The following is a 24,658-nucleotide window of genomic DNA, read 5'->3' as shown; positions in this document are numbered from 1 at the left end:
GACATCATGTTTGCTTTCTTTGCGGAAAACCTAGCACCGATCATGTTTCTGTCGCTGATCGTGGTGCTGCTGCTCGGCTATCCGGTCGCGTTCGCACTCGCCTTCGTCGGCTTCATCTTTGGCTTCGTGGGCATCGAAATGGGGCTGCTGCCCGTCAATCTTTTCGGTGCAATCCCCGATCGCATCTTCGGACAGATGTCGAACGAGACGCTGCTTGCCATCCCGTTCTTCACCTTCATGGGCTTGATCCTTGAACGAAGCGGAATGGCCGAGGACCTGCTCGACACGATCGGCCAGCTCTTCGGCCCTATTCGCGGCGGTCTTGCTTTCGCGGTTATCTTCGTTGGCGCAATCCTTGCAGCCACCACTGGCGTTGTGGCCGCATCGGTTATCTCCATGGGCCTGATTTCGCTACCGATCATGCTGCGCTACGGCTATGATCGGCGTGTCGCCGCCGGGACGATTGCAGCCTCCGGCACACTGGCGCAAATCATCCCGCCGAGCCTCGTCCTGATCATCCTCGCCGACCAGCTCGGTCGTTCCGTCGGCGACATGTACAAAGGCGCGCTTATCCCGGGCCTGCTGCTCGTTGCCGCCTATGCCCTCTACATCATCACGATGTCGATCATTCGCCCGCCGAGTGTTCCGGCATTGCCCGCGGCGGCGCGCACACTCAAGGGCTGGAAGCTGTTGCAGCGCGTGATTATCTCGCTCGTCCCGCCGCTGGTGCTGATCTTCCTCGTCCTCGGCACGATCTTCATCGGCCTTGCAACGCCGACGGAAGGCGGCGCGATGGGCGCGGTTGGTGCGCTTGCCCTCGCAGCCATCAACCGTCGTCTCGATCTCGCGATGATCAAGTCGGCGCTTTATGCGACGGCAAAACTGTCGTCCTTCGTCATCTTCATTCTTCTCGGCGCACGCGTCTTCTCGCTGACCTTCTACGGCGTCAACGGCCACGTCTGGGTCGAGCATCTGATGACGTCGATCCCCGGTGGCGCAGTCGGCTTCCTGATCGTAGCGAACCTGCTCGTCTTTTTCCTGGCCTTCTTCCTCGACTATTTCGAGCTGGCCTTCATCATCATTCCGTTGCTTGCACCGGTTGCCGACAGCCTCGGCATCGACCTGATCTGGTTCGGCGTGATGCTGGCGATCAACATGCAGACCTCGTTTATGCACCCGCCGTTCGGCTTTTCGCTCTTCTATTTGCGTTCGGTCGCGCCAACGCGAGCCTATAAGGACAGGATCACAGGCACGACGATCCAGCCCGTCACCTCCGGTCAGATATACATGGGTGCCCTGCCCTATCTCGGCATACAGCTGGCGATGGTGATCGTCGTCATCGCGTTCCCTCAACTGGTGACCCATTACAAGTCCGGACGCGTGGCTGTGGATCCGTCGACGATCGAACTGAATGTTCCAATGCCAGGCGAGGGCGGGGCAAATCCATTCGGCGCACCGGCAGCACCGTTCGGAGCCGAGCCGTCGGAAGGCGAAACCGCGCCGCCCGCCTTCGATGCACCGGCACCGGATTTCGGATCACCGACGCCAAGCTTCGGGAACCCGGAACAAAACGGAAGCAATCCCTGATTCCAAGCCCGACACATAGCCAGATCGCTGCCGCAGCGCGCGGCCGCGCCACCCCCAGAGGAGGAGCATCATGACGAGAGACATAGGCCGCAGAGGATTTTTGACGAAAGGTGCGCTGGCCGGCGCCGCAACCGTGGCGGGGGCCTCGCTTGCCGCCCCGGCAATCGCCCAAAGCACGCCGACGCTGCGCTGGCGCCTGACCTCGGGTTTCCCCAACAATCTCGACACGATCTACGGCGGTGCCGTGGTCATGGCCGACGCGCTCAACAAGATCACCGAGGGCAAGTTCCAAATCCAGGTCTTCCAGGCCGGCGAACTCGTGCCGGGTGCCCAGGCGATCGACGCCGTCAAGGCCAATACCGTCGAGCTTGCTCATACCTGCGGCTACTATTTCACGGGCAAGGATCCAACGTTTGCTATTGGCTCCACAATCCCTTTCGGCCTGAACGGCCGCCAGCAGAACGCCTGGCTCTATCACGGCGGCGGAAACGAAGCCTATAACGAGTTCCTGTCGGACTATGGCGTCGTGGGCATTCCGGGCGGCGCGACCGGCGCCCAGATGGGCGGCTGGTTCCGCAAGGAGATCAAGTCGGTCGCCGATCTGAAAGGCGTCAAAATGCGTATCGCAGGCGTTGCCGGCGAAGTCATGTCGCGTCTCGGCGTCGTCCCCCAGCAGCTTCCGGGTGGCGACATCTACCCTGCGCTCGAACGTGGCACGATAGACGCTGCCGAGTGGATCGGCCCTTATGACGACGAGAAGCTCGGCTTCTACCAGATCGCCCAGAACTATTATTACCCGGCCTATTGGGAAGGCGGCCTGACCATCCACTTCTTCATCAACAAAGCGCAGTATGAAGGGTTGCCTGACACCTATAAGGCGGCTCTTGACGTTGCCTGCAAGGCGGCGAACGTCAACATGCAGGCGCTCTACGACGTCAAGAATACCGCAGCGATCCGCTCGCTCGTCGGCAAGGGCGTCAAACTGCGCCCCCTTCCGCGCGACGTGATGGACGCCGCCTACAAGGCTTCCTTCGAACTCTACGGTGAGTACAGCCAGAAGCATCCGACTTGGGCGAAGATCTATCCGGGCTGGAAGAAGTTCCGCGACGAGAGCTTTGAATGGTTCCGTGTCGCCGAGTACAGCTATGACAGCTACATGTACGCCGCTCAGGCCGCGAAGAAGTGATCATATCGGAGCCGGGTTCAACCCGGCTCTTCTCTTTGCGATCGGCAGCGCGCTCACACGGACAGATTTGCTGAACATCATCGGCCATACACTGAAGACCTCTGTTCAGGTCGTGCTCTTGTGAACTCGGCCAAGAAAATCGCGGATGAGCGGCAACACCTCATCGAGATTAGTCTCCAGCAGCCAATGACCGCCATCCAGCAGATGCAGTTCGGCGTCGGGGAGATCGCGGAGGTAGGCACGCGCCGACTTCTCCGGCATGTAGCCGTCCTGAGGCCCCCATACGATCAGCGTCGGCGGACGATATATGGCAAGGTAATTTCGATGTTGGGGAAACCACGCACGGTTCTCTTTCAGGCCGGCGATCAGGTCAATCGCAATATCCTTGCGCTTCGGCGTCATCAACGACCAATGCAGCTTCCAGAGGTCGGGAGGAATCTGCTTGGCGAGATCGGGCCTCACATCGTTCAGGAATTCCTCCCTGAATGTATCCTCGTTGATCGCCTCCGCCACTTTCGCCCTCATATCGGACCGCGGAAGCTGCCAGGTCTTCTCGATCTCGGCATATTTCGATCCCAACGCATCTTCGTAAGGGATATCGCCATTTTGGATGATGAGCGCCACGATACGCTCCGGCGCCTTGATGGCCAGCCGCGCGCCGATCGGAGATCCGAAGTCGTGGAGATACAGCGCGAATCGCTCCACGCCCACCGTCTTCACGAAGCTGTCCAGAAAGTCGGCATAGCCGTCGAAGCTGTAGTCGAAGTCATTAGGGGTCGCGCTATAGCCGGCACCTGGAAGATCCGGCGCAAGCAGCCGCCAGCGATCCGCCAGCCCTGGGATCAGATTGCGGAATTCATATGACGAGCATGGATAACCGTGCAGCAACAGCACCACAGGGGCATTTTCAGGCCCGGCCTCGCGGCAAAAGACATCGATACCATTGACGGTCACATATCTATGGATCGTTGGTTGCACACATACCTCCTGACTGGTGAGATTTCTGCAGGTCGATCATCAAAACCCGCGGCAAACGAGCGTCGTCACTCGAGGCGGCAGGTGAACGTCGAGACCGCCGCGCCGCAACCCGCTCTTGAAGCGGGCAGTGGGCCTCAGGACTTGGAGGAGTGCGCTGGCTTTCCCTTCTGCTTAGTGGACGCCATGTCGTGAAGTTCCTTCTCGCTCATGGAATCGACCATGCTCTTTGAAGCACCTTTCAGTTCGCTCTTCTTCTTCTCGCCGCGCTTGGCGGCAAGGGCTGCGCCGGCAGCCATCTGTTGAGATTTTGATTTTGCAGGCATCACGAAGCTCCTTCATCCGGGCACTCAGGATCGATACGCCGGTCAACGACATCGTCCCGATATTGTCTCGATATTCTTGCTGTCGAGACTTCGTTCACAATTGGCAGGGCATTCGCTGCATATTTCTACGCATTCCCGGCTGCGGACGGTCTGGCGGTTTCGTTCTCATGCTCGAACCCCTCGGCCTTCTGATTGTTCCTTCGACGAAAAGGAATTTTGAATCGGAAGATCAGAGTTCAGCAGCGATGCCCGTCTCTCCGGTCGAATGGGATAAACCGCCTGTCTTCGTAAATTTGTAGATAACCCGAGTGAATTGGGTCGGCGAGCTGCCGCGATTTCATGTAGACAAGTGCGGACCATGCTGGTCCGCCGACGACGGGCTCCACTTCTATCGCAACTCGCAGGTTACCCGGCTTGCCGATGGATTCCAGCCGATCCAGCTTTGCTATCGTATCTTGGTCAGCCTCGTAGAGTTCACCGATGACGCGATATCCGACGCCCGGTTCGTTGAACATCATCGGCGCGAACCAAGGACCGGCGATAAGCATCGGATAACGGTCGCGTGTCCTGAAGATCCCGCGAAAACTGTTGCAGGAAAGCCCCTGTTCATGAAGAGGAAAGCCTCTCTTCAGAGTTCCGAAAACAAAGACGTTCCGTGTCATCCGGGCCAGCCCCTACGCATTTTGGCCTCGCCGATCGCCAGAAAGGAGTTAACGCTACTGCTGCGTTGAATGTTGCAATCCGGCTGAAGGTTGCGCGCCGTCTTTCGGCCGATCGATCATCGCAGTTTGAATTGTGAATTTTGGCATGGGGAGAAGCGGGGAAGCCCGAGCTCTGCGAGAAGATCGTCCGTCGCCGCAACTCATCAGGTGTCCCGCGCATTGCGTGCTTATGATGACAGAGGAAATAGAGCTGGAAGGATGGGCGAGCCTTCGCAGGAACTCCTCGCGGCCGCAATAATGAATGACCACCTCGCCAATCGGCATTGGAACCGATTCTGCTGTCGGTGAGTCCGACACCGGGCCTAGGGAACCTGAGGAAATCCTGAGCGTTTGTGATCAGTTCAGAGGCCAAGGCAATCATGACCATATCTAAAAATATATACCATCATCCGACCTTATCCCAGGCAGAGGAACGGCGGCGAAGCAGCGACAGTGAACGTAGGGCGAGACGTTTTCACGTTGGAGACACCGCTGCGAAGACTGCCTTCCTGATTAATGGCAATAATTATTTCGCGGAACTGGCGCGCACCCTGCGACAGGCTAAGCGCACCATCTGGATCGTCGGCTGGGACTTCAATCCCGATATCCTGATGGAGCCGGAAAAGTCCGACGAGACATTGGGCGACATGCTGCATGCGTTAAGCGCGGCAAGTCCGGAGCTGAAAATACGTATCCTCGTCTGGACACTCGGCCCGATCTATTCGGAAAAATCCGTGAAGCTGTTACGAAAGAAGGCCTTCCCGAAGAGCCCGGGAATCGATCTGCGTTTCGATATCCAGAGTGCGATACGTGGCAGCCACCATCAGAAACTCGTGTGCATCGATGACGCGGTCGCCTTCATCGGTGGAATGGATTTGACGTCACGGCGATGGGATACCCGCCGCCATCGCGCCGACGACAAACTGCGACGCGCGCCTGAAGGCGTTTTCTACGATCCGCTGCACGACGTTCAGGCGATGGTCACTGGTGATGCCGCGCGGCGCATCGGCGAAATCGCAAGGCGGCGATGGGAAGAGGCTACCGGTGAGATCCATACGTCGGTTGGCGAGGGCATCGATTTCGTCTGGCCGGACGATCTTTCCATTTCAATGGCCAACTGCCCTGTCAGCTTCGCTCTGACAGAGCCGTCGACGGCCTTTCGGTCGGGCGCCAGCGCCGGCATCGCCATGACCCTCGATGTAATTGCTGGAGCCAAGCGACAGCTTTACATCGAGACGCAGTATTTTTCATCCTTCCGCGTCGCCGACGCCATTGCAGCGCGTCTTCAGGAGGAGGAAGGACCGGAAGTGGTGGTCATCTGCACGCGCAGCTCCCATGGGCTGATCGAAAAGATTGTCATGGGCAACAATCGTGATCGTGTCATTCGGCGGCTCAAGCGAGTTGATCACAAGAACCGGCTGCGCGTTTATTATCCAGTCGTGCCGGGGAAGAAGGCTGAGGTGGAAGTACTTGTCCATTCCAAACTCATAATCGCCGACGACGACGTGGTCCGTATCGGCTCCTCCAATCTCAACAACCGCTCGGAGGGGCTGGACTCGGAATGCGACATGCTTCTCGAAGCCGGAAATGCAGATCACCGCCGCGCGATCGCCGAGCTGCGCAACAGGCTGTTGGCGGAGTTCCTCGGCGTTGGGATAAAGAGTTTTGCTGCGGCCAATATCCGTTCCGGCTCGATGATCGCTGCCATCGAAGCGTTCAACAGCGGGCCGCGCGGCCTGCGGGAATTTGCGGTCCAGCCGTTCGGCAGCGTCACTCCGATTATCGGTACAACTATCTTCGACCCCACCCAGCCTTTTTCGCTGCTACGCAGACTGGGCTTGCGCTCGTTTTTCAAGCGCCTCGGCCTCACCGTCCGCCCCGCGTGAGCGCCGTCGGAACACCACCTCGCTGATGATCAGCAAGGTGGTGCCGAGCGTCAGCGGAATGAAGAAATAGACACAGCGAAAGGCGATAAGCGCGCCGATCGACGCCTCCTTCGGCACCACATAGGCAACCGTCGCCTCGAGTACCCCGAGGCCGCCCGGAACATGCGTCGCGAGGATTGCAGAATTGGCGAGCACGAAAGCCGTCGCCGATTGGAAGAAGGCAATGTGGCCGAAGGCGGAGAGCATCTGGTGAAGGCAGGCTGAAACGAAGATGAAGTTGATCGTCCCAACCGCGATCTGTGCAACGGCAATGGAAAGCTGCGGCAACTGAAACGACCAGCGCCAGACCTGCAATTTGCCGCGGACGAAAAAAGCCAGCGCGGCATAGACGCCCGGCACCGCGAGGGCGAACAGGCCGAACAGTCGGCTGCTTGTCGTCTCGATCTGCAGAAGACGCCCGGCATCCACGGGATTGATGATCATTGCAAGACCGCCCAGCGTAATCAGTCCGAGCCCTACTGTGACGCCACAAAAGAGGATGACCTTTGCCATATCCTCGGCTGTCAGTCCCCAGCGTGTGTAATAACGGTAGCGAACGGCTCCGCTGCTTAGTCCCGCAAAGCCGATATTGTGGCCGAGCGAAAGGCTGATGAAGGAAGCCAGCGCCACCTTTGGGTAGGGCAACGACTTTCCGAGAGAACGGATCGCCAGGAAATCGAAGCAACTCAGGCATAGATAGGACGCAGCAGCACAAAGAACTGCCAGACAAACCCTCCAAAGAGGTATGCTGCGCACCGACTGGATGACCTGATCGAAACTATACTGCTGGAAAATCCGGTAGAGGAGAAACAATGCCAGGCAGAGGGCTGCAGCAAGCAGTCCGTTCCAGATTATGCTTTTCAATGTCATCGATCATCCATATTCGAAGTGTGAGGCTACTGCTCGATCTGCGGGAACGAACGAGCGAGTTTTGTGTTCCTTGCAGCAGCAACCTTTCAGCAGGTACATGCCGGATAAACCCATCAGACTTTTGACCTACAATGTGCATAGCTGCGTCGGTACCGACCGCAAGCTTGACCCCGGCCGCATCGCCAATGTCATCGCCGAGGCCGAGGCCGACATCGTTGCCCTACAGGAAGTCGACGTCGGCAGGCGAAGGACAGGTGGTGTCGATCAGGCTCACATGATCGCATCACTTCTGAAGATGCAGGCGCATTTCCATCCGGCCCTGTCGATCGCCGAAGAACAGTACGGCGACGCAATCATCACCGCCTTGCCCACAGGCGCGGTCAAGGCCGGCCCGTTGCCGTCTATCGGCGAAACGCGCGGCGCACTTTCCGTTGAAATAATGGTTGGCGAAAGAAAACTGCTTGTCGTCAACACGCATCTGGGTCTTCGCGGACGCGAGCGCATCCAGCAGATGACCACGCTGCTGAATTCCGGCTGGCTGCGCGGCACGACAGAGGAGTCCATTCCGAGTGTTCTTTGTGGCGATTTAAATGCTATCCCGGCATCCGCGACCTATCGTCTTGCAGCGCGGTCGCTGAAGGATGCCCAATTGACCGGTGCGGCGGCGCCGAGAGCCACCTTCCCTTCCCGCTACCCGCTGATGCGCCTCGACCACATCTTCGTCAGCCACCAACTGACCGTAAAGAAAGCCACAGTCCTTGAAACACGGCTGGCGAGGATCGCCTCGGACCACCTCCCTCTTCTTGCGGACATCGGTTTCAGTGATCCGTAACGTCCGTCAAGCTTCTTGCAACCAGCTTGACTAGCCATTGGTAGGCAGGAGCCTAGACCTCAATATAGCTGCCTCCGGTTTTTATTTATCCTAAGCTGACATGGTCGTCCGAGAGGGAGCGGCGGCATAACAGCAAATACTGCAGCGTCGTTGCTCCGATTTCAGAGCTGCTTCCGCCGACACGAGATCATATCCGGAGAATTCTACTTAGGCGTATTGGTTTCACTGAAATCACTTGACCTAGAAGGAAACGAAATCATGATGATGAACAGACGTATGTTCACCGGCGCCCTGGTTGCCGGCGCCGCCGCTTCTCTCATCTCCACTCGCGCGATAGCAGCGACTCCCGCGCCGGTAAAGGCTCGCAACGTCGTCCTGCTGCACGGGCTGTTTGCTGACGGCTCATGCTGGTCCGACGTGATCGCGCGCTTGCAGGCCGCCGGGCTGAATGCCACCTCGGTACAAAATCCACTGACAACCCTGCCTGATGCGGTCGCTGCGGCGCAGCGGGTACTCTCGCGACAAGACGGCCCGACGGTTCTGGTTGGCCATTCCTTTGCCGGAATGATCGTTACGGAAGCTGGCGTGCATCCAAACGTTTCCGCGCTCGTTTATGTGGCCGCGCGTGCCCCGGATGCCGATGAGGACTATACGGCGTTGGCCAAGACCTATCCGACGCCGCCAGCATCAGCCGGCATCGTCTTCGATGGCGACGAAGGACGCCTTACCGAAGCAGCGTTCCTTCGCGATTTTGCCGGCGACCTTCCGGAAGCGAAGGCAAAGGTGCTCTATGCCGTTCAGGAACCGTTCCAGAAAGCGCTTCTTACAGGCAGGACTACCCAGGCGGCCTGGCGCTCCAAGCCGAGTTGGTATGCCGTCTCCACGGAGGATCGTACCATCAACCCCGATCTCGAACGTTTCATGGCCAAGCGCATGGGCGCAAAGACCATCGAAGTGCAAGCCAGCCACCTGTCGTTGATCTCTCATCCAGACGAGATAACCGGTCTCATCCTCGAGGCTGCAGGGCAGCGCAGTTGATGGCGGGATGGATCAACCGGAAACGATGCCGGATGCGGAATGCACCGGAAGCCTGCGCAAAGGAACTGGCGTGGGCTCCATAGAAACCAGTGGCCTTCGCTAGCCTTGATAGGCCCGTTCAAGATCGGCGATGACGATCTTCTTCATCTTATACATCGCCTGCAGCACCCGCCCTGCCTTCTCCTTGTCGGGATCGGCGACCATCCGCAGCAGGATCGTCGGCGTGACCTGCCAGTAGACGCCGAACTTGTCCGTCAGCCAGCCGCACGGCTGTTCTTTGCCGCCTCCGGATGTCAATGCATTCCAATAATAGTCGGTCTCAGTCTGGTCGTCCGTCTCGACCTGAAAAGAGAACGCTTCATTGTATGGCACCTGGGAGTGAGCGTTCAGCGCGGCGATCGGCAGACCTCCCAATTCGAAGCGGACAACCGACAGTTCGGGGTCGGGGAGATCGATGCGCCCAAGGACTCGAGACTCCTTGAACACTGAAGTGTAGAACTCCATGGCCTCCTCCGCACGAGACGCAAACCAAAGATGGGGATAGATCTTCATGTCGCTTCTCCTTCAGTGTTCGAGGTGACCGGCAACTCGGCCATTGCTGATTTGCATTAGCGACCCATCCCAATCGCGCTCGAAGCCGATGTCCTGCAGGCGATGGGTGGAAAAGCGTGCAATATGTCTCATCGTCCAGCGGCGTCGAATGCCGGCGAACAATCGGGCTGCTTGTCCTGTGACCATTGCGCAAAGCAGGTCAATTGGAACCGTGGGCAGGTGCGCAGAGCCTCGCGTGGTGAGACGGCAATTTTCATTGTGAGTGAAAGTAACAGTCATGACGATCTCCTCTTAGGCGACACACTGGCATAAACAGGTTCGAGAAAGCTTCTCGATGCGCCGAAAGTGCACGGCCCCTGGCTGGACGACAATCGAATATTCGTGCAGGATTTGTGACTAGAAATCACAGGTGACTCGATGCCGAGACGACTTCCACCTCTGACCACGCTTCCAGCCTTCGACGCCGCTGCTCGTCATCTGAGCTTCACCAAGGCCGCCGCAGAGCTCCATGTGACGCACGGCGCTGTCAGTCGTGCGATCCGCAACTTGGAGGAACAGCTCGGCAGCCGGCTTTTTGAGAGGGGAACCCGATCCGTCCAACTCACATCGGTAGGTGCCGCTTATGCTGCGGAGATCGGCGCGGCCCTTGATCGGATCGGTGCTGCGACAATCGCGGCAACTGCGCCCAAGTCCGCCGGCGTCCTTAATGTCAGCACGTCTGACGGCTTTGCAGGGCGGTGGCTTGTGCCGCGGCTCCACCGCTTCCATCGCGCCAACCGGGATATCGACGTGCGCCTGTCGACGTCCGGCACGTTTTCGGATTTCATCAGAGACGGAATTGATATCGCGATCCGCTACGGCGCCGGGGGATATGAAGGCGTGACATCGGAGTTCCTGGCTGAGGAAGAGGTTTCGCCGGTCTGCAGTCCGGAACTGCTGCAAGGGGAGTATGCGCTCAGGACACCCGATGACCTGAGGCATCACAGGCTTATCCACGACAACTTCCGCATCGACTGGGCGACATGGCTGCGGGCTGCGGGTCTGGACGATATCAACCCTAGCAACGGGGTAAGGTACGAATCTGCCGCCTATGCTGTCGAGGCTGCAGTGCAAGGCGAAGGTGTGTTGCTGGGCAGGAGCGCGCTCGTCTCTGCCGATCTGGCGGCCGGCCGGCTGGTGCGTCCCTTTGATCTGACGCTGAAGTCGAGATGGAACTATTATGTCGTCTATCCGAACGGCGCACTGCGGCAACGGAAAGTCAGGACATTCCGAGATTGGCTATTCAGGGAAATGGCGGCCGGCTGACTGGGCGTCTTATAAAATGAACTTCAGCTAGAAACCGTTCGTTGCCACGAACTGACAGGGAACTGTCGGACCCCAGACGAGTTGTTGTACCGGACCGCCCGCCCGGCCGCGGCGAGGGCCGAAGGCTCGTCGGCTGATGTCGGCCGGTCCGCCCCATCAATACCTGGAGGAACAGAAAATGGCCAATTATCCGACCCCGCCTTTCAATACGCCACACCAGCCCATGCCGGGCACGACCGGGGCGATGTCGCCGGTACCGGACCACGGCGAACGGACCTATCGCGGCTCTGGGCGGCTGACCGGCAGGAAAGCCGTCATTACCGGCGGCGACAGCGGCATCGGACGGGCTGTTGCGATCGCCTATGCCCGCGAAGGTGCTGATGTTCTCGTTGCCTATCTCGACGAGGAGGACGACGCGCGCGAAACCCAGAAGTGGATCGAAGAGGCAGGGCGAAAGGCAGTCCTCGTCCCAGGAGATCTGCAGGATCCGGAGCATTGCCGCCATATCATCGAAACCGCACGCAGCGAACTTGGCGGCATAGATATCCTCGTCAACAATGCGGCCCATCAGGCAAGCTTCAAGGATATTGGCGAGATCAGCGACGACGAATGGGAACTGACCTTCAAGGTCAATATCCATGCGATGTTCTACCTGACCAAGGCGGCGGTCCCGCATATGAAAGCCGGCAGCGCCATCATCAACACGGCCTCGATCAATGCCGACAGCCCGAGTCCTCATCTGCTCGCTTATGCGACGACCAAGGGCGCTATCCAAAACTTCACTGCCGGTCTCGCGCAGATGCTGGCTGAGAAGGGCATCCGCGCCAATGCAGTCGCGCCAGGCCCGATCTGGACGCCTCTCATTCCCTCTACAATGCCCGATGAGGCGGTCAGGAATTTCGGCAAGCAGGTCCCGATGCAGCGCCCTGGCCAACCCGCCGAGCTCGCGACCACCTATGTAATGCTCGCCGATCCGCTATCGAGCTATGTTTCGGGGGCAACGATTGCCGTGACGGGCGGCAAACCGATCTTATGAGCTGGAGCGCCTGAGACCAGCGAGGCTGTCGATTTGCCGGAGGCAACGCCAAGCTTGACGTTTCAACTTGGTTCGAAGGTTTACCTCAAGACACGCTTGGGCGGCAAAGTGACCCGCCCAAGGAGGGAAACTGGGACCTCGTCGCCAATAACATTCCCGTTTTCTTCATCCAGGACGCCATCAAGCTTCCCGACGTTATCCATTCCGTGAAACCGGAGCCGGACCGAGCATTCCCGCGTCTCGCGTGAGCGATGCAAGGCGCCGGCGGTCTCAGCCGCCCGCGCCGGGCGGAGCATCATTTTCGTAAAACTCACGGTACTGGATCGTTTCGTCTTCGGTGGTATCCAGGCTGGTCCCAGCCGGCTGGCTGAACCGCACACCGGGTCCGCCCGGGCTCGAATAGTTTCCGTCGAGAAACGAAACACCGGCCGATTGGATAGCGTTGACGATCGCGTCAATTGCTCGCGCCTCTGCCTTCAGTTGTCCTGCCGCGACTTCGAGTTCCTTAATCAGCGGCAATGAGACCCGCGCGGCTTCGGCAAGATCCTTCTGCTCCCAATGCAATAGCGCGCGCGCTGCACGCAGCTGTTGGCTTGTAATCATAACACTACAGCTCCAATCGAATTGTCTGACACGGCGGCCCAGTGATCCGTGACCGCCTTGTCTGCAAGGGCAAACGGCAAAGATTGACCGGGGTTCCGTTCGAAAGGATTAGGAGCTGATGATATCAGCGTACCGATCGATCAAAGGAGTAGATATGTGACGTCAACGCCGATCAGCCCTTCGTCGGAATTTCCAGGCGCACGACGTTTGCCGATTGGACCACCGAGATTTTCGCCTCCTCGAAGCAGGCAGCCAGATCCTCGACCTTGAAGGGCTTCGGGACGACCGGACGTCCAACTTCCGTACCGGCCTCCAGCCTGTCGCTATAGCCGGTCATCAGCACGACGGGCAGAGACGGGTTTCTGCGGCGGATCTCCTCGGCAAGCTCGATGCCTGACATGCCCGGCATCATGATATCGCTAACGACCGCTTCGATTTCAGGATGACGGTTCAGGATCTCGATCGCCTCGGGTCCACCTGCGGCTTCGAAGATCGTCGGCACGATGCCGTCGAGCACCAGTCGCACGGATTCCAGCGATGCCGGTGTGTCGTCGACGATCATGATCGTACGGGGAAGGTTTGCCGAAGAGGCTGGCTCCGCACGCACCGCCCGCGGCTCGTTTGATCGCGGCAGAAGCATGGTGAAGGCACTGCCGTGGCCGGCCAGACTTGCGACTTTGACTGCACCGCCGCTGCCACTGGCGAAACTGTGGACCTGTGTGAGGCCGAGACCCGAGCCACCATTCTTCTTGGTGGAAAAGAACGGTTCGAACACCCGTGCAAGATTTTCCGGGGCAACGCCGGTCCCGGTGTCGGAAATCGTCAGCGCGACGAACGGCCCCTTGAGCCCGGGACTCTCCGTCGCTGCGTCGAGCACATTGCGAGCGGAAATGATCACATGCCCACCTCCCGTCATGGCTTCGCGTGCATTCGTCAGGATGTTGATCAGGGCAATTTCAAGCCCAGCAGGATCGACGTGAACCGGCCAGGTATCTTCCGGCACCCTGATCTCCATCAGGATCGTGTCATTGACGGCTTGGCGCAGCAGCGGAGACAGTTCGGCAAGCCTGACGTCCAGTTCGACCTGCGAGGCGCCCTGGTTGGAACGTCTTGAAAACGATAACAGCCTTTGGGTGATCGCCTTTCCTCGTACCACGCCATCGCTCATATGCGTCAGAAGCTGCGTCACGCGCTGTTCGTCGTTTCGCCGTCGCTTGATGCCCTCAACTCCGGACTGGAAGACCATCAGGAGATTGTTGAAATCGTGGGCGGCCTGCCCCGTCAGCTTTCCAAGCGCATCCATCCGCTGCCAGTTTGCCATGCTCTCCCGCTCACGGTTTCTGGCGCGCACTTCCCTGTAAAAGAGAAATACAGCCGAACCGGACAGCAGGAGCGTAAAACAACTCGCCGTCACAAGCAGCACAGTGGCCTTGCGCGCCAGCCGCTGATAGTCGGAGACCGGCAGACCAACCCTTACCCGCCAGGGGGTGTCGGCGAGCGCGACTTCGGCGACCCGAAGCTCCAGCCCGTCCTTGAGGGTGGCAGCACCTAAATCCTCGCCGGAAAAGCTTGCAAATTCGCTGGCCGGATTACCGGCAAGGGCGGGAGCGCCGGTCGATGCCACAAGGCGGTCGCGTCCATCGACGATCCAAGCCGACCAGGACCCTGGAAGTCCGTTGGCATAGAGCAGTTTGGTCACCATCGCCGGACGGATCACCACCGACAGGACAGCCTTCAAACGATCGTTCCTTTGGATCGGAGCGCGCAACGCAAAGGCCGCCTGCCCTTTAGGACCAACGGCGATATTGCCGACCACGGCGGCACCTGTGCGAACGACAGCGTGATGGCTTTCCATGTCCGCAACAGGCGCGTCTGCCGACGGATCGAGCGGCGGAAACGACAGAACGACTTCGCCCTTCTCGTTCGAAATCCTGATCTGCTCCCATTCAGGCACCCGATCGAGCAAACGCCGCGCAGTCTCGGCAAAGGCGGCGCGCGGGATCGGAGGGTCGAGGCGCGGGGAATCGGCGACGACCGCGAGCAATTGAGCCTGGCTCTTGAGTTCACGTTGAAGAGTGGCGGCCAACGTCGCTGCCCGGCCGCGAATGTCGTCGTCAAGAGCTGCTTGCTGCTCCTTGATGAAGAACCTTCCCATCAGCGCTGCCAGTATGATGACCGGAATGAGCGAGGCGGTAATGAGAAGGAGCGCTGGCCGGGTTTTGTTCAACGGACCTCCGGATGTGTTCTTCGAGCCCTATCAAATAATCCAGAGCGGGAAACTTGCAATGTCAAGTTGGGACGAGGCTGACCTTTCCCCTGAATAAGGACTGCGAAGCAGAATCCCAGATGCATCAGTCGTGTCCCGCATCGCGCGATGGCGGCAGCTGAGCGGCGGAGCCAGTTGCTGGCGGCTCGGAGGGCGTTTCTGGCGCCAGCACGAGGCCCAGGACACACAGAACGAGGAATACAGCGGCGGCAATAATTGCCCAGGCGGACAAGGCAAGACCTCGGCTCGAGCCGGGACGTTCCTTGGCGTCATAGGCGGTTTGCGTCTCGGTCGATCCAAAGGGATCGTGTTGGGGACGGTCGGCCATCTCCGAACCTCTGGTTACGAGAAGAAAACAAAACCCGTGGGCGTCTGTTCCGTGCGCGCTTGCGCCTTGCTTCACATTTCTTGTCCCAGGAAGGCCGAAATCGCCTGCGCCAGCGCCGACGGGTTTTCCTCCGCAACATGATGGCCGCTGTCGATGCCGAAACCTTGCAGGTCATGTGCCCAAGTCTCCCAGATCGCCAGCGGATCGCCATAGATCTGTTCAAGGTCGTCGCGCAGCGACCAGAGGCACAGCGTCGGGCAGGCGATCCTGCGAGCTGCGTCGCGATCTTGCCGATCGTGGATATGATCGACGCGGATGCCGGCACGGTAGTCCTCGATCATGCCATGGACGACGAGCGGATTAGAGATCGCCTCGAGGACATCGTCATAGGCTTGCGGTCCCATCGCATCCGGGCGCAGCGTGTCGTACCAGGCAAGCGGATCGGCCAAGATCGCGCGTTCGGGCTTGTCGGGTTGAGCAAAGAAAAACCAATGATACCAATCACGGGCGAACTCCCAGTTCGCCCGCTCCAGATGCTCAAGCACGGGGAGGCCGTCAATGATCACCAACCTGTCGACATGGTCTGCATGGTCCATTGCGATGCGAAAGGCACTCAGGGCGCCGCGATCATGGCCAACCACGGCAAACTTGCGGAAGCCGAGCGCCTTCATCATGTCGACGAGCGCCGCAGCCTTCGCCCGCTTGGACGAATGGCGGCTGTCGTGGGTATCGGTGGGAATATAGGACCGTCCGAAGCCCGGCAGATCCGGGCAGATGACCGTGAAGAACGGCGACAGAAGGTCGGCCACCTTTCCCCACGTCATATGGGTTCTCGGATGTCCGTGCAGGAGAAGAACCGGCGGGCCGCTGCCGCCGATGCGCAGACGGATCGCCCCTTCGGCAATCACGACATATCGAAGCTCAAAGCCTTCAAACATCACTCCTCCCGCACATTCGCGCGTCTGATATCAGCTTGTCGTTCAACCGTTCATCCCCGGCAACGGAGCCGGTATCTCGTTGCGAATGGAGAACTTCATCACGAAGCGCAGCACGCCTCGGCTGAACTGCGCTCAGGATATGATTGGGGTCATGCATGGAGGCGCCTCGGTACGATCCGAGATGAACTCACGGATCGCGGCAGAGTTCCGGCTGCCAATGGAAGTTGTCAATCAAGGTTCGTAAAGCGGCTTTCTTGCGAATCGCGTCGGAGGCAGGCGCCACACCGGACCTTCGCTCATGTGTCGGCCGTTGTCGTCCGCTCGCGGCGCCCGCCCTCACGTTGCCGCATCATCGGACGGCAATCGACAATAAGGCAGTGAAGACGGTACCTTCAGCCCGCTCGGTGTCGTAGGTTCCATCCATCTGGCTGACGAAAGATTTGATCAACCTACTTCCCATGCCGGCTTTGGTTGCAACCGGCTCATATCCAATGCCGTCGTCGGCCACTTCAAGCAGGACCTTGCCGTCCGGACGCTCGAGCAGCCTGATGCGAATATGTCCGCCGGTCCGGCCGACAAAGGCGTATTTCATGCTGTTTGTCAGAAGCTCGTTCAGCAGCAATGCAAATGGCGTGGCCTTGTCCGCATCGATCCTGATGTCGTCGATTTCGAAGCTCAGCTTGATATCGCGGTCGTGCAGCCCGACCAGCGTGCGAACCAGGCTCGGGACGAACTGCTGCGCAGTGACGCTGCTGAACTGGTCGAAGCCATACATTTGTTCATGCACTGCCGACATGGCGACGATCCGCTCGTTCACCCTCTGAACGGTTTCAGGCCTCAGGCCCTGCAGCCGGATGAGCGCCATCACCGTCTGCAGGTTATTTTTCACCCGGTGATGAATTTCCCGCATCAGCACCTGATTGGTTCGAAGCGCCTCGGCAAGTTCTCCGGTGTGGCGCGCGTCCGCATGCGCCAGGCTCAGGATCTTCAGTCCGCCGACCACAGCCGCACAAAGGGCCAGAAGAACGATCAGCATGGCAATCGAGACGTCGGTCCAGAAAGGCTTGAGAATTTCCGCCGTCTCGGCCGAGGCAATGGCAACAAACGGCGTCCGCTCGACGATCCGGTATGCGACCAGCCTTTTGACGTGGTCGACGGGGGAGACAGATACATAAGAACCCGATGTCGCTTTCCGCATATAGTCGGTAAAGAGAACGTAGTTGCCAAGATCGACTGCTTCTTTCGGCTCGGGATACCTGGCGATTAGCTTTCCATCCCGCCTCAGGAAGCTCACCGTAGAGCCCGGCCCGAGCGAGGCAGCGTCCCAGATCGATCGCAGCATCCCGACATCAAACGCCAGAATCGCGACGGCTTCGAACCTATCGTTCCGCTCGATGCGCGCAGCTGAAAGGAAGACATGGCGATCCGTATTGCGCATGATGGTCATCGCCGACGTATGGTCTTCTGCACCATTGGCCAGCCGGCGGAAATAGGTCTGGTCGACGATGTCGGCGGGGCTGCTTTCCCGGTCGGTCGAATAGAGCAGCGTCCCATCCGCAGCCACCACATAGGCGGTTGCCGTGGTCGGCAGTTCGGCCGTCGCGGCGTTGAACCGCGCAATGCGCTCCCCCTCCGGCAGGGCCTCCGTCGTTCCGAAGGCATCATCCATGCGGGAAAGGGTCTGGCGCGCGAGCGAATTGATCCAGATCGCGTTGGCGGCAACGATCTTGGCCGTGGCGGTGACCTGGTCTTCTCCACGCATGATCGCGGAAATGTAGCTCGAATGCAGCCAAAAGCCCAAGACGAGAGAGAGTGCAAGGAACATTGACACGATAGCGGCAATCGCAGCCCTGCCGACAATCGTGAAGCCTTTCGTGAGGCCCATCGAATCCCCATGGATTTAACAGACGACACTGTCGGATAGCAGGCTATCGGAGTCAAGGATAGGTTGCAGACGACCCCACTCTCCCCGCCCTCCGCTATACAATTTACTGGCTGACACGCGTTTGCTGCGCTGGTTAATACAGGCTCCACTCGTTGACATCAGGCCCCAAAGGACGGTGTCGACAAGATCGACCACACTCAAAGACCTAGTTCGGTTATCGATCCTCGCACCGACCGCATCCTGCACCTTTGAGCGGCGCCATCAGGATAGCCGAGCTCAGCTATAAAGAGCTCAAAACAGCGAGCAGAACCTCAGAGCCTCATAAATGGCCGCATGGATGTTGCGGCTGGAAACCGCATCGCCGATCCGCACGAGGTCGAAACGTCCTTCGCTGTTGCGCGTTGGCAGCGGCGCCCGACGATTGATCAGGGCGGCATAATCCACGGCTCCAAGATTTCGCGAGAGCGGCTTTAGCTCACGATAAAGCTCGTCATTGGCAATTGTGCCATGCTCCACAACGATCTGGGAGACACGGCGCTCCCACTGTGCGCCATCCGCAAAATCCGATCCGAGCACAGCGACGAGCATGTTGCCGTCGCGTCGGACCGATTTGAGTTGCGTATTGATGGTGACCCTGACGTTCCGCTCCGCGAAACTACGGGCATAGGGCACGTGGTTCATGCCTCCCATGTCAGGGGCGAAAAAGCGCTCGGGCGAAACGACCTCGAGCTCGGCACCGCTTCCGGCAATCACTTCGGCCGCCGACATGCCTGGGTGCCCACCATTGTCGTCGAACAGCAGGACGGTATCGGCGATCCTGATGCCGCCCGAAAGGATATCCCAGGAGGAGGTTACGAGCTCATCGCCTGAATCGAGTTCGGGTTGTTGGGCAATGCCGCCGGTCGCAACGACGACAAGGTCGGGTTGAAGATCAAGTACATCGCTCGGCTCCGCGTAGACATTATAGCGTATGCGAACGCCGAGCCGCTCCAGTTCCGCCAGCCGCCAGTCTATGATACCGATCATCTCCTTGCGTCGGGGATTGCGGACCAGAAGATTGACCTGTCCGCCGGCTCTTCCGGTTGCCTCCAGAAGCTCGACCGCATGCCCCCGCTCGGCCAGCACGCGGGCAGCCTCAAGCCCGGCCGGTCCCGCACCGACCACGACGGCCTTTCGGCGAAGCTCGGCTTTGGCAAGCTCATGCGGAATCTCTCCCTCGCGACCGGTCGCGGCATTGTGGATACAAAGCGCCTCCCCACCTTCGTAGATCCGATCGAGACAATAGGTAGCGCCGACACAAGGCCGGATGCGCGCCTCCTCGCCACTTTCGATCTTGCGCACGATATGCGGGTCGGCAATATGCGCGCGCGTCATGCCAACCATGTCGAGCTTCCCCTCTGCAATCGCATGACGGGCCGTCGCCACGTCACCGATGCGTGCGGCATGGAAGACCGGGAACCTGGTTATCGCCCTCACCTCGCCGGCAAAATCTAGGTGCGGGGCAGATGCCATGCCTTGGATCGGAATGACCTCGTTGAGCGCGACATCGCTGTCGATATGACCGCGGATGATGTTGAGAAAATCGATGTCGCCGGATCGGGTAAATCGTGATGCGATCTCTATGCCTTCCTCGCGTGACAACCCCCTTTCCCAATCCTCGTCGGCGACGAGACGCATACCGACGATGAAATCCGGCCCGACCGCCTCGCGAACCGCCCGCGTGACCATGACAGAAAAACGCATGCGATTGTCGAGCGAGCCGCCGAATTCGTCCTCGCGCCGATTGGTCGCCGGCGACCAGAAACCATCGAGCAAATGGCCGTAGGCCTCGATTTCGATACCGTCGAGGCCGGCTTCCTGCATGCGCTGCGCCGCCGTGGCATAGTCTGCCACAATGCGTTCGATGTCCCAGTCCTCGGCCTCTTTCGGGAAGGCCCGGTGCGCCGGCTCACGGATCGGCGAGGCTGACAGCACCGGCAGCCAGTCGCCCTTGTTCCAGCTTGTGCGGCGGCCAAGATGCGTGAGTTGGATCATGACCGCCGCACCGAACTCATGACAGTCGTCGGCAAGTCTCTTCAGCCAGGGCACGATCTCGTCCCGATAGGCGTGGAGATTGCCGAAGGATGGCGGAGAGTCAGGCGAGACGACCGCCGATCCTGCCGTCATGGTCAGTGCGATGCCGCCTCTCGCCTTTTCCCTGTGATAAAGCCGGTAGCGATCCGTCGGCATGCCGTTTTCCGAATAGGCCGGCTCGTGAGCGGTCGACATGACGCGGTTTTTCAGCGTCAGGTGCTTGAGTTGAAACGGCTGCAGCAGAGGGTCTTTGGAGGACATATCCACACTCGTTGCTTGGGTGGGAGCGGCAATCGAACCGCTATTCTGACCCATGCCGCCTGAAATGACGATCCGATCGACGTCGCTTTCTAGCCGGCATGCGCCCGCCGGCCGCGGCTGAGATCCACAGCGGTATGCCAGAGAACGGCTGAGAAGATGATGGCGCCGCCGAAGAAGGTAGCGACAGGCGGTCGCTCGGAAAACAGAAGCCAGACCCAGAACGGGGTCAGCACGATCTCCATCGTCCCGATCAGCGCAGCTTCGGCCGGCGGCATTCGCCTGGCCCCGGCGAGGAAAAGCACAAGCGCCAGCGAAAAATTGGTCGCACCAAAAGCTGCAAGCACGATCCAGTTGTGAAGATCAAGCGAGCCGACCGAGCCGAATGGAGCGAAGATGACGAGCGTCAGGAAGGCGCTGACAACGGTCGGCGGCAGGCTCGGCACTTCAGGATTGATGCGCGGGATGATGATGACGAGCGCGAAGGAGACCGTCATGCCAAGGGCCAAGAGATCGCCGAGCCCGGTGCCACCGCCGATCGACGAGGCGACGATGACAACGACACCCAGAAGAGAAATGGCCCCGGCAATCATCGTGCGCCGTCCGACACCCTCTTTCAGGATGACCCATCCAAACAGGGCGGCGATAAAGGGTGCGGTCGAATAGATCATCGTCACGTTCGCGACGCTGGTCATATAGAGCGCCCCGATGAAGCAGCCCTGGCTGACCGTCTGGCAGACAATCATCGCCAGGCCGGACGGATGCAAGACCGAACGCCATTGCTTTCGTGATATCCCGCCTTCGAGGAACAGGCAGGGGATCAGCAGGAACAGCCCGCCGAACAGCGAACGCCAGGCGATCGCTGTCCAGACGTCTGTCGTCAGGAGACGCGAGTAGACCCCGCTGGCACTCCAGGCAAGCGTCGCCCCGACGACGAGAAGGATACCCTTCTCGCGCTCGCCGGCACTGAGGTGCCCGGCCGGATGGTCAATGGTCACGTAAGTAAGTCTCGAAGGAGGAAAAGTCGAACGCACCTCCTTTCTGCACCCACAATTGACATCAGACAAACGAATAGTAGAGATGGTTGTCATCGATTTTTTCTATGGCTGTCCATGCGCGAGCCCATCGAGAGCGATCTTCTCCGGACCTTCCTCGTCGTCGTCGAGACCACCAATTTCTCGGCGGCCGCACAGCGCGTCGGCAGAACGCAGTCTGCAATCAGCGCGGCGATCAAGAAGCTGGAAGACACGATCGGTGAAGCCCTCTTCGAACGCGGCGCCCGAGGAGTGGTACTGACACGTCAGGGCGTCCAGCTCGTTCCCTATGCCCGCCGTGTCATCGATCTTCTGAGCGAGGCGGCCGCAACGATCCGCAGCAAACCGCTTGGCGGACCGGTTCGCATCGGCATTCCCGAGGAATATAGCCAGACCGTGCTGCCCGCCGCACTTGCAGCCTTCGCCGTGCGTCACCCGGCTGTCGAGGTTACGATCTCCTGCGATTATACCGTCCGCAACATCGCCGCCCTTGAACGCGACGAGCTCGATCTCGCCGTCGTTTTCGACTGGAGCGATCAGATGAGTGGCGAAGTGCTCTGCATCGACCCGACTGTCTGGGTGACCTCGATCGTCCACCGGTTGCACGACATCGACCCGCTGCCGATCGCAACCTACAGAGACTCGAGCTGGTGTCGCGATTTTGCGTTGAAGTCGCTGCACCAGCTCGGGCGCAACTACCGGGTGGCTTTCATTGCCGATACCAGCTCCGGACTGAAGAACGCCGTGACTGCCGGTCTTGCCGTGACCACGCTATCGCGCAGCAACATCCCGCCTGGCTGCCGGGAGCTGACGACCGAGGACGGCTTCCCGCCGGTCGATTCCTCAAGGGTCGTGCTTCGTCGCAACACCTTCCGGTCGAGCGAAGCGGTTCGCGAACTTGCCGAAATGGTGCGCGACGCTTTCCAGCCTATGGCCGGGCTTCCGATAGCTTGACCGGACGTCGCAACCGTCGCCGCGTTTCCGAGGGGCTTTCGGAATAGCTTGCCCGATAGCTTCGCGCGAAGGCGGAGGCCGAATTGAAGCCTGTTGCAGCTGCAATGTCGGCGAAGGACGCCGTCGTCTCTATCACCTTGCGCCGCGCCGCGTTCAGTCTGAGCGCTAGATAGTGGATATGGGGCGGCGCCCCGATCGAGGCCTGGAAGAGATCCTGCAGGTGCCGGGCGCTGATCCCGACCCTTCGGGCAAGGCGCGCCAGCACGATCGGCTGTTCGATATTGTCCTCCATCAGCCGCACGGCGTGGGCCACCCGCGGATCATCCACGCGCAAGCCTGCCGACAGCGCCTCGTCGGCATGAAAGGATGGCTGCTCGTAGCGGAACAGCCGGCTGACCTCGAGCGCCAGCGAATAGCTCTGGCGCCGCCGGATGATCTCCAGCATCAGATCCACGGTCGGCAGCGAGCCTGATGTCGTCAGCCGCTTGCCGTCGATGACGAACCGGTCCTTGACGGCCGAAACCTGCGGATAGGCAAGCGCGAAATCCTCATAGTCCTCCCAATGCACGGTCGCCGACAGACCGTCTAGCAGGCAGGCTTCCGCAAGCAGCCAGGTGCCAGATTCAATGCCCGCGATCATCGTCCGGTGGCGTGCCGCCTGCGATAGCTGCATCTTCAGGCCCGCTGTCGCGCTTTGTCGCCAGTTGTAACTCGCCAGCACGAAGAGCGGCCTATCCGATGCCGTCGTCTGGAACGTTCCCTGAGCCGGTATGGAAATGTGGCTGGTTGTCGGCACAGCTTCGCCGTCAGGCGTGAAGATGTGCCAGCGGTAGAGCTCGCTGCCGGAGATGCGGTTTGCCCCGCGCAGCGGTTCGATGACGGAGGCAATGAGGATGAGATTGGTGTCCGGCAGGACGAGAAGATCGATGTCGAGCCGTTCCGTCGATCGCTCCAGCACAGTCCCCTCCCACAGTCACTCCTTGCTGTTCCGATAATGTATCGATCGATTCCGAAAATGCAAAGCATCCTCGCTCATCCTGGCGCGTAATGCCCCCAAGACGAGGGAGAACAACAGACATGCCTCTTGCGATGAACCGCGATGTCTTCATCACCTGCGCTGTCACCGGTGCCGGCGATACGGTTTCGAAATCCAGCCACGTTCCCATTACTCCCAAGCAGATCGCGGCCTCCGCGATCGATGCCGCCAAGGCTGGGGCGGCAGTCGTTCACTGCCATGTCCGCGATCCGGAAACGGGTGCTGCAAGCCGCCGCAACGACCTCTACAGGGAGGTCACCGACCGCATCCGTTCGGCCGACGTCGATGTGGTGCTGAACTTGACGGCCGGCATGGGCGGAGACCTGATTTTCGGCGATGTCGAAAGCCCTCTTCCCTTGAAGGCGGCGGGGACGGATATGGCAGGGGCAACCGAGCGCGTCAGCCATGTCGCCGAATGCCTGCCCGAAATCTGCACGCTCGACTGCGGCACGATGAACTTCAATCTCGGCGATTACGTCATGACCAACACGCCCGCCATGCTGCGGGCAATGGCGAAGAAAATGACCGATCTTGGTGTACGCCCCGAGATCGAGGCCTTTGACACCGGCCATCTCTGGTTTGCAAAGCAGCTCGCCGAAGAAGGCCTGATTGAAGATCCGGTGCTCATCCAGCTCTGCATGGGCATTCCCTGGGGTGCTCCAGACGACCTCAATACCTTTATGGCGATGGTCAACAACGTTCCCGACAGCTGGACCTTCTCGGCCTTTTCGATCGGCCGCAACGCCATGGCCTATCCGGCTGCCGCGGTTCTGGCGGGCGGCAATGTCCGCGTTGGCCTGGAGGATAATCTCTATATCGGCAAGGGCGCTCTCGCCACCAATGCGCAGCTCGTCGAAAAGGCCGTGCAGGTGGTCGAAGGCATGGGGGCCAGGATCATCGGTCCTGAGGACGTGCGTAAGAAACTGAAACTGACGAAGCGCTGAGGACGA

General features: G+C 59.6%; 23 protein-coding genes and 1 pseudogene. 10 read left to right on the top strand and 14 right to left on the bottom strand.

The features are described from left to right. The first annotated feature begins 6 nt into the window (after positions 1-6). Both JNB85_RS09680 and JNB85_RS09675 read left to right on the top strand, forming a co-directional pair. The gene (locus tag JNB85_RS09680; RefSeq protein ID WP_220334105.1) at positions 7-1,587 is read left to right on the top strand and encodes a TRAP transporter large permease; all 1,581 of its coding nucleotides are present in this window, start codon (positions 7-9) and stop codon (positions 1,585-1,587) included. A 70-nt stretch (positions 1,588-1,657) separates the two neighbouring features. Beyond that, positions 1,658-2,773, top strand: a complete 1,116-nt coding sequence (locus JNB85_RS09675; RefSeq protein ID WP_183748189.1) for a TRAP transporter substrate-binding protein — start codon at positions 1,658-1,660, stop codon at positions 2,771-2,773. A 105-nt stretch (positions 2,774-2,878) separates the two neighbouring features. Here the strand turns inward: JNB85_RS09675 and JNB85_RS09670 are convergent, their stop codons facing one another. The 3 genes from JNB85_RS09670 to JNB85_RS09660 all read right to left on the bottom strand — a co-directional run bounded on the left by JNB85_RS09670 (position 2,879) and on the right by JNB85_RS09660 (position 4,736). After that, positions 2,879-3,751, bottom strand: coding sequence for an alpha/beta fold hydrolase (locus JNB85_RS09670; RefSeq protein ID WP_338050318.1), 873 nt, complete (start codon positions 3,749-3,751; stop codon positions 2,879-2,881). 134 nt (positions 3,752-3,885) lie between these two features. Beyond that, positions 3,886-4,074, bottom strand: a complete 189-nt coding sequence (locus JNB85_RS09665; protein WP_220334104.1) for a DUF3008 family protein — start codon at positions 4,072-4,074, stop codon at positions 3,886-3,888. A 236-nt stretch (positions 4,075-4,310) separates the two neighbouring features. Next, positions 4,311-4,736: a gamma-glutamylcyclotransferase family protein gene (locus JNB85_RS09660; RefSeq protein ID WP_220334103.1), complete on the bottom strand. Its 426-nt coding sequence runs from the start codon at positions 4,734-4,736 to the stop codon at positions 4,311-4,313. 419 nt (positions 4,737-5,155) lie between these two features. Here JNB85_RS09660 and JNB85_RS09655 point away from each other — a divergent pair, with 419 nt between their 5' ends. Beyond that, positions 5,156-6,661: a phospholipase D-like domain-containing protein gene (locus JNB85_RS09655; protein ID WP_220334102.1), complete on the top strand. Its 1,506-nt coding sequence runs from the start codon at positions 5,156-5,158 to the stop codon at positions 6,659-6,661. Here JNB85_RS09655 and JNB85_RS09650 read toward each other — a convergent pair. Further along, positions 6,599-7,570, bottom strand: a complete 972-nt coding sequence (locus JNB85_RS09650; protein WP_220334101.1) for a lysylphosphatidylglycerol synthase domain-containing protein — start codon at positions 7,568-7,570, stop codon at positions 6,599-6,601. The two genes, JNB85_RS09655 and JNB85_RS09650, sit on opposite strands and share 63 nt — an antisense overlap. Before the next feature lie 97 nt (positions 7,571-7,667). On the opposite strand from JNB85_RS09650, the gene JNB85_RS09645 reads away from it, so the two are divergent. Then, entirely contained in the window at positions 7,668-8,402 is a 735-nt protein-coding gene (locus tag JNB85_RS09645; protein ID WP_220334364.1) for an endonuclease/exonuclease/phosphatase family protein, read from the top strand. 258 nt (positions 8,403-8,660) lie between these two features. Next, a complete protein-coding gene (locus tag JNB85_RS09640; RefSeq protein WP_220334100.1) occupies positions 8,661-9,440 on the top strand; it encodes an alpha/beta fold hydrolase in 780 nt (259 codons plus the stop codon). A gap of 99 nt (positions 9,441-9,539) precedes the next feature. Here JNB85_RS09640 and JNB85_RS09635 read toward each other — a convergent pair whose 3' ends face one another. Next, positions 9,540-9,992, bottom strand: a complete 453-nt coding sequence (locus tag JNB85_RS09635; protein WP_220334099.1) for a VOC family protein — start codon at positions 9,990-9,992, stop codon at positions 9,540-9,542. A 12-nt stretch (positions 9,993-10,004) separates the two neighbouring features. Then, a complete protein-coding gene (locus JNB85_RS09630) occupies positions 10,005-10,271 on the bottom strand; it encodes a hypothetical protein (RefSeq protein ID WP_223216469.1) in 267 nt (88 codons plus the stop codon). 138 nt (positions 10,272-10,409) lie between these two features. Here JNB85_RS09630 and gcvA point away from each other — a divergent pair, with 138 nt between their 5' ends. From gcvA to JNB85_RS09615, 3 genes and pseudogenes are all read left to right on the top strand, one after another. Further along, positions 10,410-11,297 carry a transcriptional regulator GcvA gene (gene gcvA, locus JNB85_RS09625; protein ID WP_220334098.1) on the top strand — a complete coding sequence of 296 codons (888 nt, stop codon included), beginning with the start codon at positions 10,410-10,412 and terminating at the stop codon, positions 11,295-11,297. Positions 11,298-11,475: 178 nt separating this feature from the next. Beyond that, the gene (locus JNB85_RS09620; protein ID WP_220334097.1) at positions 11,476-12,333 is read left to right on the top strand and encodes an SDR family oxidoreductase; all 858 of its coding nucleotides are present in this window, start codon (positions 11,476-11,478) and stop codon (positions 12,331-12,333) included. A 119-nt stretch (positions 12,334-12,452) separates the two neighbouring features. Continuing rightward, positions 12,453-12,572: pseudogene (locus tag JNB85_RS09615) on the top strand (catalase); the annotation flags it as partial. Positions 12,573-12,603: 31 nt separating this feature from the next. On the opposite strand, the gene JNB85_RS09610 reads toward JNB85_RS09615, so the two are convergent. The 7 genes from JNB85_RS09610 to JNB85_RS09580 form a co-directional block, all read right to left on the bottom strand. Beyond that, positions 12,604-12,936: a helix-turn-helix transcriptional regulator gene (locus JNB85_RS09610; protein WP_220334096.1), complete on the bottom strand. Its 333-nt coding sequence runs from the start codon at positions 12,934-12,936 to the stop codon at positions 12,604-12,606. Positions 12,937-13,108: 172 nt separating this feature from the next. Next, positions 13,109-15,163: a response regulator gene (locus tag JNB85_RS09605; protein WP_220334095.1), complete on the bottom strand. Its 2,055-nt coding sequence runs from the start codon at positions 15,161-15,163 to the stop codon at positions 13,109-13,111. Between the two features lie 124 nt (positions 15,164-15,287). Next, entirely contained in the window at positions 15,288-15,530 is a 243-nt protein-coding gene (locus JNB85_RS09600; protein ID WP_220334094.1) for a hypothetical protein, read from the bottom strand. A gap of 71 nt (positions 15,531-15,601) precedes the next feature. Continuing rightward, the gene (locus JNB85_RS09595; protein ID WP_220334093.1) at positions 15,602-16,468 is read right to left on the bottom strand and encodes an alpha/beta fold hydrolase; all 867 of its coding nucleotides are present in this window, start codon (positions 16,466-16,468) and stop codon (positions 15,602-15,604) included. A gap of 349 nt (positions 16,469-16,817) precedes the next feature. Beyond that, positions 16,818-18,353, bottom strand: a complete 1,536-nt coding sequence (locus tag JNB85_RS09590; protein ID WP_220334092.1) for a sensor histidine kinase — start codon at positions 18,351-18,353, stop codon at positions 16,818-16,820. Between the two features lie 291 nt (positions 18,354-18,644). Continuing rightward, positions 18,645-20,687: an NADH:flavin oxidoreductase gene (locus JNB85_RS09585; protein WP_220334091.1), complete on the bottom strand. Its 2,043-nt coding sequence runs from the start codon at positions 20,685-20,687 to the stop codon at positions 18,645-18,647. An 89-nt stretch (positions 20,688-20,776) separates the two neighbouring features. Beyond that, entirely contained in the window at positions 20,777-21,682 is a 906-nt protein-coding gene (locus tag JNB85_RS09580; protein WP_220334090.1) for a DMT family transporter, read from the bottom strand. A gap of 114 nt (positions 21,683-21,796) precedes the next feature. Here JNB85_RS09580 and JNB85_RS09575 point away from each other — a divergent pair, with 114 nt between their 5' ends. Continuing rightward, positions 21,797-22,672 carry a LysR family transcriptional regulator gene (locus JNB85_RS09575; RefSeq protein WP_220334089.1) on the top strand — a complete coding sequence of 292 codons (876 nt, stop codon included), beginning with the start codon at positions 21,797-21,799 and terminating at the stop codon, positions 22,670-22,672. On the opposite strand, the gene JNB85_RS09570 is transcribed toward JNB85_RS09575, so the two are convergent. Next, positions 22,647-23,630 (bottom strand): GlxA family transcriptional regulator, encoded by a 984-nt coding sequence (locus tag JNB85_RS09570; protein WP_220334088.1) that lies wholly within the window; start codon positions 23,628-23,630, stop codon positions 22,647-22,649. The genes JNB85_RS09575 and JNB85_RS09570 overlap by 26 nt on opposite strands. Before the next feature lie 119 nt (positions 23,631-23,749). Between JNB85_RS09570 and bcoG the strand changes: the two genes are divergently transcribed. Then, positions 23,750-24,652, top strand: coding sequence for a 3-dehydrocarnitine:acetyl-CoA trimethylamine transferase BcoG (bcoG, locus tag JNB85_RS09565; protein ID WP_220334087.1), 903 nt, complete (start codon positions 23,750-23,752; stop codon positions 24,650-24,652). Positions 24,653-24,658: the final 6 nt, after the last annotated feature.

The sequence above is a fragment of the Rhizobium mesosinicum genome (assembly GCF_019511345.1).
Classification (GTDB): domain Bacteria; phylum Pseudomonadota; class Alphaproteobacteria; order Rhizobiales; family Rhizobiaceae; genus Rhizobium; species Rhizobium mesosinicum.
This window is presented reverse-complemented; position numbering and strand designations above follow the sequence as displayed.